The organism is Sphingobacteriia bacterium (genome assembly GCA_017304685.1).
Classification (GTDB): domain Bacteria; phylum Pseudomonadota; class Alphaproteobacteria; order Rickettsiales; family 33-17; genus JAFKLR01.
This window is the reverse complement of record JAFKLR010000005.1, coordinates 76,380-88,280: the sequence shown is the minus strand read 5'-3', so window position 1 is coordinate 88,280 and position 11,901 is coordinate 76,380. Positions and strand designations below refer to the sequence as shown.

At 34.5% G+C, this 11,901-nt stretch carries 9 protein-coding genes and 1 tRNA gene; all 10 read left to right on the top strand.

What is annotated here, in order from left to right:
• The coding region (gene tuf, locus J0H68_09185) for an elongation factor Tu (protein MBN8828866.1) at positions 1-148 on the top strand (148 nt) is incomplete at its 5' end.
• A gap of 205 nt (positions 149-353) precedes the next feature.
• Positions 354-429: transfer RNA gene (locus J0H68_09180), tRNA-Trp, on the top strand.
• 27 nt (positions 430-456) lie between these two features.
• Positions 457-654: a preprotein translocase subunit SecE gene (gene secE, locus J0H68_09175; protein MBN8828865.1), complete on the top strand. Its 198-nt coding sequence runs from the start codon at positions 457-459 to the stop codon at positions 652-654.
• A gap of 14 nt (positions 655-668) precedes the next feature.
• Positions 669-1,199, top strand: coding sequence for a transcription termination/antitermination protein NusG (gene nusG, locus J0H68_09170; GenBank protein MBN8828864.1), 531 nt, complete (start codon positions 669-671; stop codon positions 1,197-1,199).
• A gap of 46 nt (positions 1,200-1,245) precedes the next feature.
• The gene (gene rplK / locus J0H68_09165) at positions 1,246-1,677 is read left to right on the top strand and encodes a 50S ribosomal protein L11 (protein MBN8828863.1); all 432 of its coding nucleotides are present in this window, start codon (positions 1,246-1,248) and stop codon (positions 1,675-1,677) included.
• 15 nt (positions 1,678-1,692) lie between these two features.
• Entirely contained in the window at positions 1,693-2,412 is a 720-nt protein-coding gene (rplA, locus tag J0H68_09160) for a 50S ribosomal protein L1 (protein MBN8828862.1), read from the top strand.
• Between the two features lie 43 nt (positions 2,413-2,455).
• Complete coding sequence (gene rplJ, locus J0H68_09155) at positions 2,456-2,965, top strand: 50S ribosomal protein L10 (protein ID MBN8828861.1); 510 nt, start codon at positions 2,456-2,458, stop codon at positions 2,963-2,965.
• Positions 2,966-3,026: 61 nt separating this feature from the next.
• Complete coding sequence (gene rplL / locus J0H68_09150; GenBank protein MBN8828860.1) at positions 3,027-3,413, top strand: 50S ribosomal protein L7/L12; 387 nt, start codon at positions 3,027-3,029, stop codon at positions 3,411-3,413.
• Between the two features lie 110 nt (positions 3,414-3,523).
• Positions 3,524-7,627: a DNA-directed RNA polymerase subunit beta gene (gene rpoB, locus J0H68_09145; GenBank protein MBN8828859.1), complete on the top strand. Its 4,104-nt coding sequence runs from the start codon at positions 3,524-3,526 to the stop codon at positions 7,625-7,627.
• 22 nt (positions 7,628-7,649) lie between these two features.
• Positions 7,650-11,834, top strand: coding sequence for a DNA-directed RNA polymerase subunit beta' (rpoC, locus tag J0H68_09140; GenBank protein ID MBN8828858.1), 4,185 nt, complete (start codon positions 7,650-7,652; stop codon positions 11,832-11,834).
• The last annotated feature ends 67 nt before the right edge of the window (positions 11,835-11,901 follow it).

Here is an 11,901-nt window from a genome sequence, read left to right as displayed (position 1 = left end):
AGGTAGAGAAATGATTATGCCAGGCGATAACGTGAGATTAACAATTACATTAATATCACCAATCGCTATGGATGAAGGCTTACGCTTCGCTATCCGTGAAGGCGGTAGAACTGTAGGCGCTGGCGTAGTCTCTAAAATTGTAGAATAGTAGTTATCAATTTATTATGGGTTATATTGAGTTTAGGCTTGTATAACCCATAATTATTAATAAGGTGTACTCTACTCTTTTTCAAAATTTAGATGAAAGGCTTAATAATTATTTACATTATATTATAAAAAATGTATATAAGGGAAAATGATAAGGGTTTTTCTAAAACCTAAATTATGAAAAAGAGTAGTGTTGATTAAATTTTAGGAGTGTAGCTCAATTGGTAGAGCACCGGTCTCCAAAACCGGGGGTTGGGGGTTCGAGTCCCTTCTCTCCTGCCAATTGGCAAGTTGAAAGTAGTTTAAGTTATGAGCAATATTAAAGCTTTAGAGTTTATTAAACAAGTTAAACAAGAAGCCTCAAAGATAGTTTATCCTGAGAAGCGCGATGCATTGATAACATCAGCAGTCGTAGTGTTTGTAGTAATAATGCTATCACTATTCTTTATAGCTATTGATGCTATTATTTTTAAAGTAATACAAATTATCTTGAATATTGGAGGATAGTAGTGTCTGAAGTTATTAATAGTCGCTGGTATATTTTATATTGTTTATCAGGTCATGAAAAAAAAGTTGCTCAAACTATAATGGAAAAAGCAAACTCGAAAGGTTTAGTGGAATCTTTTGAAGATGTAGTAGTTCCAACTGAAGGTGTTGTAGAAATACGTAAGGGAAAAAAAGTTAATGCAGAAAAGAAGATTTTTCCTGGATACGTATTAGTGAAAATGGTAATGAATGATGAAACTTGGCATTTAGTAAGAAATATTCCGAAAGTTACAAACTTTTTAGGTGCTAATAATAAACCGCAACCAATACCAGATGCTGAAGTAAAAAGAATATTTGAACAAATAGAACAAGCAGCATTAGCTCCAAAACATACAGATAGCTACGAAATTGGTCAATCGGTTAAGATTATAGATGGTCCATTTGAAGGATTTGTTGGTGTAGTAGAAGAAGTTGATCAGGCTAAAGCTAGATTAAAATTATCTGTATCAATTTTCGGCAGAGCGACCCCAATTGAACTTGAATATGGACAAGTAACAAAAATTTAGTTAAATAGATACACGAAAAAATTTTAAGATTCGAGGATTAATAATTATGGCAAAGAAAATTTTAGGCTATATTAAATTACAAGTACCTGCGGGTAAAGCAAATCCGTCACCACCAATTGGACCAGCTCTTGGTCAACGTGGTTTAAATATTATGGAATTTTGTAAAGCCTTTAATGCACAAACACAATCAATGGAACCTGGTTTACCACTACCTGTAGTTATTACTGTGTATGCAGATAAATCATTTACCTTTATAACAAAAACTGCTCCAGCTTCTGTATTAGTAAAAAAAGCTGCTGGTTTAGCAAGTGGATCGAAAGCCCCAGGTAAAGATAAAGCTGGTAAAATTACATTAGCTAAAATAAAGGAAATAGCTACCCATAAAATGAAAGATTTAAATGCTAATGATATAGATGCAGCTATGAAAATTATCATGGGAACTGCAAGATCAGCTGGTATAGAGGTGGTCGAGGAATAAATTTGAGGTTAAAATATGTCAAAAACAAATGTTATAAAGCCAAAAAAGCTTCCTAAAAATTATGCTGCAAGACTTGCGATGGTTGAATCAGCTAAACTTTATAAATTAGATGAAGCTGTTAATATTATGATGGAAATGCCAAAAGCTAAGTTTGACCAAACAGTTGAAGTTAGTGTTAATTTAGGCGTTGATACTAGACATTCTGATCAAAATGTACGGGGTGTAGCTCAACTTCCACACGGTACTGGGAAGAAAATAGTAGTAGCAGTATTTGCAAAAGGTGCAAAAGCTGAAGAAGCAAAAGCAGCTGGAGCAGAAATTGTTGGAGCGGAAGATTTAGTAGAGCAAGTGGTTAATGGTACAGTTAACTTTGATCGTTGTATTGCTACTCCCGATATGATGGGTGTTCTAGGAAAAGCAGCAAAAGTACTAGGTCCAAGAGGGTTAATGCCAAACCCAAAAACTGGAACTGTGACAATGGATGTTGCAAATGCAGTTAAAAATGTTAAAGAAGGTCAAGTTGAGTTTAGAGCTGAAAAGGCCGGTATAGTCCATGCAGGTGTTGGTAAAATTAGCTTTAAAAAACAGCAAATTATGGAAAATGTTAAAGCTTTCGTTGATGCTGTAATTAAGGCTAAGCCAAGTGGAGCTAAAGGAACTTACTTAAAATCAGTTTATGTAGCGACCACAATGGGACCTTCATTAAAACTTGAAATTAGTTCAGTTTTAGACTAAAAAGGATTTTAATTTTAAAATTCGTTACTTTGGAGATTAAAAAGTGCGTAAAAATGAAAAAATAAATTTAGTTGCAAGTGTTAATGAAGAGTTTAAGAAAAACACTATGGCAGTCGCTTTTTATTATCATGGTCTTACTGTAGCTGATTTAACCGAATTAAGAAAAAGGGTTGGATCTTCACAAGGTAAGATGAAAGTGATAAAAAACAGGCTTACAAAGCTTGCAATAAAAGAAACCTCTTTTGAGTGTATGGACCCTGTTCTTAAGGGACCAACCGCAATAGCTTATTCTAATGAACCTGCTTTTGTAAAAGAAATTGTAAATTTTGCAAAAGATAAAGAGAGTTTGAAAATTGTGGGTGGGGTGCTTAATGGCAAATTAGTCGATGAAGCATCAGTTAAGGTTATAGCTACCTTACCATCACTTGATGAGCTTAGAGCAAAAATTTTGGGAATTATACAAACTCCTGCATCACGCGTTGCGGGTGCTATTAATGAGGTTCCTAGCAAGGTTGCTAGAGTTCTTAAAACGTATGCATCCAAGAATGATTAATGTTGCAAAAACATTGCATTCATGTTACGTATTGTTGTTAATTAATTAGGTTGAGGAAACAATGTCAGCAAATTTAGAAAAAATAGTAGATCAACTTTCAGCTCTTACCGTTATGGAAGCTGCTGAATTATCAAAAATGTTAGAAGAGAAGTGGGGCGTATCAGCTGCTGCTCCTGTTGCAATGGCTGCAATGCCAGCTGCAGGTGGTGCTGGTGCTGAAGCTGCTCAAGAAAAAACTGAATTTACAGTTACACTTACTGATGGTGGCGCTAATAAAATTAACGTGATTAAAGAAATCCGTACTATTATGCCAAGCCTTGGTCTTAAGGAAGCTAAAGACTTAGTTGAAGGAGCTCCAAAAGTAGTAAAAGATAGCTGCTCTAAAGATGAAGCTCAAAAAATTAAACAACAGCTTGAAGCTGCTGGTGCAAAAGTTGAAGTTAAATAACTTTTGTACAATACAAAAATAGATTTAAGGGCGTTAATCTTAACGCCCTTAATCTCATTATATATATAAGTTAACAATTTTGATTTAAGAATATATCTTCGGAGACATACATGCAGAATGTGAGTGCATCAAATAACATAATCCGCAAGTCCTTTAGTAAAATAGAACCAGTTGCAAAAATTCCAAATCTTATAAAAGTACAAAAAGATTCATATAAGAAATTTTTGCAAGATGATATTTCTGGAGATAAAAGAGAAAATATAGGGTTACAAGAAGTACTTAATTCTATATTTCCTATTAGTGAACCTTCAGGAACAGCAACATTAGAGTTTGTATCATATTATTTAGATCAACCAAAATATGATGTTGATGAAAGCCGTCAAAGGGGAGTAAATTTTGCTGCGCCTCTTAAGGTTACATTTAGACTTATAGTATGGGAAGTTGATGAAGATACAGGTTCTAAAGAAGTAAAAGGTATTAAAGAACAAGAAGTATATATGGGTGATATACCTCTTATGACTGAAAATGGTACCTTTATTATTAATGGTACAGAAAGAGTTATTGTATCACAAATGCACCGTTCTCCTGGTGTTTTCTTTGATCATGATGGTGGTAAAACACACGTTTCAGGTAAATACCTATATTCTGCAAGAGTTATACCGTATAGAGGTTCATGGTTAGACTTTGAATATGATGCTAAAGATTTAATTTACTTTAGAATTGATAGAAAAAGAAAATTATACGTTTCAAGTTTACTCAGAGCATTAGGGTATTCAACTAAAGAAATATATGATTTATTTTATACTACACAAAAATATACAAGAAAAAATAAACAATGGTCTGCTAAATTTAATATTGAAAAGTTTAGAGGCACAAAACTTACAAAACCTATTGTTGATGCGAACAGTGGTAAAGTAGTAGTAGAAGCTGGTACTAAAATTACCCCACGTTTAGGCAAAAAATTAATTGAAGAAGGTTTGGAAAATTACCTTATTGATGATGAAGATTTAATAGGTGGTTTTTTAGCTGAAGATATTATAGATAAAAGTACCGGTGAAGTATTGTTTGAAGCGGGTTACGAGTTAACAGAAAGTGCAATTGAAGCAATAAATAATCTAAGCATTAAAGATGTTTCATTACTTGGTATAGACCATGTTACTGTAGGACCTTATATTAGAAATACATTATTCGCTGATAAAAATTTAACTATCGAAGACGCTTTACTAGATATTTTCCGTGTATTGCGTCCAGGTGAGCCAGCAACATTTGAAGCTGCTCAATCAGTATTTGAAAACCTATTTTTTAATCAAGATAGATATGATCTTTCAGTAGTAGGCCGTGTAAAAATTAATGCAAGGGTTGAATTAAACGCTGATGAAAATTTAAGAGTTTTAACAAAAGATGATATTATTAATATCATTAGAACTCTTATTAAAATACGTGATGGTTTAGGTGTAATCGATGATATCGATCACTTAGGTAATCGTAGGGTAAGATCAGTAGGGGAACTTGTAGAAAACCAATTCCGTATTGGTTTAGTAAGAATGCAAAGAACAATTTTAGAGAGAATGACAAGTGTAGATATAGACACAGTTATGCCTCATGATCTTATTAACTCTAAATTACTTGGAAGTGTTGTTCGTGAATTCTTTGGAACATCGCAATTATCCCAATTTATGGATCAAACTAATCCACTCTCAGAAATTACTCATAAGAGAAGATTGTCAGCTTTAGGGCCTGGTGGTCTTACAAGAGATAGAGCAAGTTTCGAAGTACGTGACGTACATCCAACACATTATGGTCGTATTTGCCCAATTGAAACTCCGGAAGGTCAAAATATTGGTCTTATTAACTCTCTTGCAACTTTTGCAAGTATTAATAAGCATGGTTTTATTGAAAGTCCATATCGTAAAGTTACCGATCAAATGGTAACCGATGAAGTTATTTATCTATCTGCAATTGAAGAAGGTAAATATACTATTGCTCAGGCAAATGCAATTATTGATGAAAATGGTAAATTCTTAGAACATTTAGTATCATGTCGTAAAAATGGTGATTTTATTATGGCGTCGCCTGATAAGATTGATTTTATTGACGTAACACCAATGCAATTAGTATCTGTTGCAGCTTCGTTAATTCCATTCTTAGAGAACGATGACGCGAACCGTGCTCTTATGGGATCAAACATGCAACGTCAAGCTGTACCACTCGTTTACACTGATGCGCCTTTTGTAGGTACTGGTATAGAAGGGTTAGTAGCACAAGACTCTGGAGTAACAGTAATTGCAAGAAGAAGTGGTTTTATCGATCAGGTAGATAGTACAAGGATAGTAATAAGAGCTGATAGTAGTGATGATCAAGAATCACCAGGCGTAGATATCTATAATTTACTTAAATATCAACGCTCAAACTTTAATACATGTATTACTCAAAAGCCGTTAGTTAAAGTAGGCGAATACGTTCAGAAGGGACAAGTTATTGCAGATGGTCCAAGTACAAATAATGGTGAATTAGCACTTGGAAGTAACGTACTTGTAGCATTCATGCCTTGGAATGGTTATAACTTTGAAGATTCAATTCTTATTTCAGAAAGAATAGTAAAAGATGATGTATTTACCTCAATTCATATAGAAGAATTTGAAGTAGTTGCACGTGACACAAGATTAGGCCCTGAAGAAATTACACGTGATATACCCAATGTAAGTGAAGAAAGTTTAAGACATTTAGATGAAACAGGTATAGTACATGTGGGTGCTGAAGTAAAACCTGGTGATATTTTAGTTGGTAAAGTTACGCCAAAAAGCGAATCGCCAATGACACCAGAAGAAAAATTACTACGTGCTATATTTGGTGAAAAAGCTGCTGATGTAAGAGATTCTTCATTACATGTACCACCTGGAGTAACAGGTACAATCGTATCAGTTAGAATATTGTCACGCCGTGGTGTTGAAAAAGATGAAAGAGCGTTAGCAATTGAAAGACAAGAAATTGAAAGACTAGCTAAAGACCGTGATGATGAACAGGTTATTTTAGAAAATTACTATTATGGTAGATTAGCTCAAGTTTTAATGAATCAAGAAATAATTGCAGGGCCAAAAGGCGCAAAACCTGGTTCTAAAATTAATAAAGAGGTTCTTTCTAATTATAGTAGAGGTCAATATTGGCAATTTGTAGTAGCTGATGAAAAGGTTACTAACGAAATTGAAACCATGAAACAGCAATTTAACTACATGGTTGAACAATTAAATAAACGCTTCAATGCTAAAGTTGAGAAAGTACAATCTGGTGATGATTTACCACAGGGTGCTTTAAAAGTTGTTAAAGTATATCTTGCAACAAAGCATAAATTACAGCCTGGTGATAAAATGGCTGGACGCCATGGAAATAAAGGTGTTATTTCAAGGATTTTACCTGCTGAAGATATGCCATTTATGGAAGATGGAACCCCTGTTGATATGGTGTTAAATCCACTTGGTGTACCTTCAAGGATGAATATAGGACAAATTCTTGAAACTCACTTAGGCTGGGCTTCTGCTGGTATAGGTAAGCAAATAGGTGAAATGCTCAGAAAAATTGAATCTAAAGAAGAAAATGTAACTGAGCTGCGTTCTAAGCTTTCAGATATGTACGAAGGTCAAAAAAGTGCAAGAGCTGTTGAAAAACTATCTGATGCAGATGTAATTGAATATGCTAAAAAATTAAAAAGAGGGGCGTATTTTTCTACTCCAGTATTTGACGGTGCAAAAGAAAAAGATATTAACAAAATGCTTGAATTTGCAGGCTTAGATAGTTCAGGCCAAGTTACGCTATTCGATGGTAGAACAGGTGAAGCTTTCGAACGTAAAGTAACAGTAGGTTATATATATATGTTGAAATTACATCACTTAGTTGATGATAAAATTCACGCTCGTTCTATTGGACCTTACAGTCTTGTTACACAGCAACCATTAGGTGGTAAATCACATTTTGGTGGTCAAAGATTTGGGGAAATGGAATGTTGGGCATTACAAGCATATGGTGCATCTTATACATTACAAGAAATGCTTACTGTAAAATCAGATGACGTTACAGGTAGGATTAAAATATATGAATCTATTATTCGAGGCGATCAAAACTTCGAATGTGGTATTCCAGAATCATTCCATGTAATGGTAAAAGAATTGCGTTCATTATGCTTGAACATTGATATGGATAACGAAGAGTTTCAAGAATAAAATAAAAGGTGTGGAGTTTTAAATGAATAGTGCATTTAGCGTTTTTGGTCAAACCGGAGTACAGCACTTTGACTTTATTAAAATTAGTTTAGCAAGCCCTGAGGTTATTAGGTCTTGGTCATTTGGTGAAGTCAAAAAGCCTGAAACAATTAACTATCGTACCTTTAAACCCGAAAGAGATGGTCTTTTCTGTGCCAGGATTTTTGGTCCAGTAAAAGATTATGAATGTTTATGCGGTAAATATAAGCGCATGAAATATCGCGGGCTTATATGTGAAAAATGTGGTGTTGAAGTTACAACATCTAAAGTTAGACGTGAAAGAATGGGGCATATAGAACTTGCCACACCAGTTGCCCATATATGGTTTTTAAAATCCTTACCGTCTAGGATTAGTACATTACTTGATATGAGTCTAAAGGATCTTGAAAAGATTCTCTATTTTGAATCATATGTAATTGTTGAACCAGGATTATCTCCATTTTCATATGCTGAACTTTTAACTGAAGATCAATATATGAGAGCTCAGGATGATTTTGGTGAAGATGCGTTTACTGCAATGATTGGAGCAGAAGCTGTGAAAAAAATGCTTCAAGACTTTGATCTAAAAAAAATTCGTGAGGAATTAAGAGCGGATTTAACAGAAACAACATCTGAAATTAAAAAGAAAAAATTAGTAAAAAGACTAAAATTAATTGAAGATTTTCTTGAATCAGATAATAAACCTGAATGGATGATTCTTGATGTGGTTCCTGTAATGCCACCAGAACTACGTCCTCTTGTAATGTTAGATGGAGGTAGATTCGCTACTTCTGATTTAAATGAACTTTACCGTCGTGTTATTAATCGTAATAACCGTTTAAAAAGACTTCTTGAATTACGCGCTCCTGATATAATCGTGCGTAATGAAAAGAGAATGTTACAAGAAGCGGTAGATGCTTTATTTGACAATGGTAGAAGAGGAAGAGTTGTTAAAAATGCTAATAAGCGTCCGTTTAAATCACTTAGTGATATGCTTAAGGGTAAACAAGGTAGATTCCGTCAAAATCTCTTAGGTAAGCGTGTAGACTATTCTGGTCGTTCAGTAATTGTAGTAGGTCCAACACTTAAGCTACATCAATGTGGTTTACCAAAGAAAATGGCTTTAGAATTATTTAAACCATTCATTTATTCAAAATTAGAAATGTATGGTATTTCTAATACTATTAAAACCGCTAAGAGAATGGTTGAAAGCGAAAGACCGGAAGTATGGGATATTTTAGAAGAAGTAATTAGAGAACATCCAGTATTATTAAACCGTGCTCCTACACTTCACCGTTTAGGTATTCAAGCGTTTGAGCCTGTTTTAATTGAGGGTAAGGCTATTCAATTGCATCCATTAGTGTGTGCGGCATTTAACGCAGACTTCGACGGAGACCAAATGGCTGTTCACGTTCCGCTTTCACTTGAAGCGCAACTTGAATCACGCGTACTTATGATGTCGACAAATAATATTTTAGCTCCTTCAAATGGTAAACCTATTATAGTACCATCTCAAGATATCGTATTAGGATTATACTATTTAACCTTAGAGCTTGAAAATGAGGTTGGCGAAGGCATGGCATTTGCAACTATGGGCGAAATACAACACGCTTTACATAATAAGGTTATTACATTACATACAAAAATTAAATGTAAACGGACTGCAAAAATTCATGATGGTAGCTTTAAAACTACTTTAGTAGAAACTACAGCTGGAAGAATGATGATTGCTGATCTTTTACCGAAAGAACATTATGTTCCATTTGAATCAGTAAATAAGTTATTAACTAAAAAAGAAATTTCAAATCTTATTGATACAGTATATCGTGAATGTGGTCAGAAGAATACAGTGATATTCTGTGATAGACTTATGGAATTAGGTTTTACTAATGCTTGTAAATCAGGTATTTCGATTGGTAAAGATGATATGTTTGTACCAAATACAAAACAAACACATATCAATGATACTATTGAGGAAATTAGAGAGTTTGAAAGACAATATTCAGACGGTTTAATTACAAGTGGTGAGAAATTCAACAAGGTGATTGATGCATGGTCACGTTGTACTGATAAAGTCGCGGACGATATGATGAAAGAAATTTCAGCTGGTGATGTTACAAATACAGAGAAAAATAACCAACAAAAAGTTAACTCCATTTGGATGATGGCTCACTCTGGTGCGCGTGGTTCTGCAGCTCAGATTAAACAGTTAGCAGGTATGCGTGGTCTTATGGCTAAACCATCTGGTGAAATTATTGAAACTCCAATTATTTCTAACTTTAAAGAAGGTCTAACGGTACTTGAATACTTTAACTCTTCGCATGGTGCACGTAAAGGTCTTGCAGATACCGCGCTTAAAACCGCTAACTCTGGTTACTTAACTCGTAGGCTTGTTGACGTTTCTCAAGATTGTATTGTTACTGAATTTGATTGTGAAACAACATCTGGCCTTGAAGCTCGTCCTGTAATTGATGGTGGTGAAATTGTAATTCCACTTGCAGAAGCCATTTTAGGAAGAACTTCAGCACGCGATGTTCGTCATACAGTGTCAGGTGACCTAATAGTTAAAGCCGGTGATTTAGTTGAAGAAAGAACAGTAGATAAAATTGAAGCTGCTGGTATTGATGCAGTAATGATACGTTCAGTAATTACTTGTGAAACCAAAACAGGTGTATGTGCTAAATGTTATGGTCGTGATCTTGCTACTGGCTCGATTGTAAGTGTCGGTGAAGCTATCGGAGTAATTGCTGCGCAATCAATTGGTGAACCAGGTACTCAGCTTACAATGCGTACATTCCATATTGGTGGTGCTGCGACAAAGAGTATTGAAAGCTCAAGTGTTGAAGCCTCCCTTGATGGCGTCATTAAATTAGTAAATAGAAATATAGTAATTGATAGCCAAGGCCGTTCGGTTGTAATGAGTCGTAACTGTGAATTATTAATTATTGATGATAATGGTAACGAAAGAGCACGTCATAAAGTTCCTTATGGTTCAAAACTTTATCATGATGAAGGAACTAAAGTTAAGAAAGGTACTCGTCTAGCCGAATGGGATCCATATACTATTCCAATTATTACTGAGAAAACAGGTGTCGCTCGTTATACTGACCTTGTAGAAGGTGTCTCAATGCGTGAAGTAATGGATGAATCAACAGGTATTTCAAGTAAAGTAATTATCGATTGGAAACAGCAAAGTCGTGGTGCTGAATTAAGACCAAGAATTAGTATATTTGATGAAAATGGAAATATTATTAGTTTAGCTAATGGTTTAGAAGCAAGATATTTCTTACCAATTAATGCGATCTTAAGTATTGCTGATAATGATAAAGTTCATGCAGGTGACGTAATTGCTCGTATTCCACGTGAATCTACTAAAACTCGTGATATTACTGGTGGTCTTCCAAGAGTCGTAGAATTATTTGAAGCTCGTAAACCAAAAGATCATGCTATTATTAGTGATATTGAAGGTGTTGTTGAATTCGGTAAAGATTACAAAAGCAAACGTAGAATTGTCATTAAGCCAGCAGATCAAGGAAGCGAACCAATTGAATATTTAATTCCAAAAGGTAAGCACGTTACAGTAAACGAAGGTGATTATGTTAGAAAAGGTGACCTTCTTATGGATGGTAATCCAGTTCCACATGATATCTTACGTGTAATGGGTGTAGAAGCATTAACAAGATATATGGTAAATGAAATTCAACAAGTTTATCGCTTACAAGGTGTAAAAATCGATGATAAGCATATTGAAGTGATTTTACGTCAAATGTTACAAAAAGTAGAAATTATGGATGCAGGTCAAACTACATTCCTTGCTGGTGAACAAGTTGATAGAGAAGAATTTGATGAAGTGAATGAAAAAGCTGTGTCAGAAGGTTATAAACCTGCACGTGCTATTCCAGTACTTCAAGGTATTACAAAAGCTTCGCTACAAACTAGATCATTTATTTCTGCGGCTTCCTTCCAAGATACAACTCGTGTATTAACTGAAGCGGCTGTAAAAGGTAAAGTTGATAGATTAATCGGCTTAAAAGAAAACGTAATTGTAGGTAGACTAATTCCTGCAGGTACAGGTTTCTATGTTAATAAGGTTAAACGTGTTGCAAGCCAAAGAGATAGAGACATTCTTAAAAAACAACAAGAGCAGGCTCAAGAAGCTGAAGCTGAATCAAAAGCTGAAGCTAGCTAGTTAATAATTGGTAAAAAGTAATAAAAAAGGGCTCTAAATTTAGAGCCCTTTTTTATTTTTACATTAA

Coding starts and splice junctions, on each gene's coding strand:
- rplK (MBN8828863.1), top strand. CDS start 1,246: ATGGCAAAGAAAATTTTAGGCTATATTAAATTACAAGTACCTGCGGGT.
- rplA (MBN8828862.1), top strand. CDS start 1,693: ATGTCAAAAACAAATGTTATAAAGCCAAAAAAGCTTCCTAAAAATTAT.
- rpoB (MBN8828859.1), top strand. CDS start 3,524: ATGCAGAATGTGAGTGCATCAAATAACATAATCCGCAAGTCCTTTAGT.
- secE (MBN8828865.1), top strand. CDS start 457: ATGAGCAATATTAAAGCTTTAGAGTTTATTAAACAAGTTAAACAAGAA.
- rpoC (MBN8828858.1), top strand. CDS start 7,650: ATGAATAGTGCATTTAGCGTTTTTGGTCAAACCGGAGTACAGCACTTT.
- rplL (MBN8828860.1), top strand. CDS start 3,027: ATGTCAGCAAATTTAGAAAAAATAGTAGATCAACTTTCAGCTCTTACC.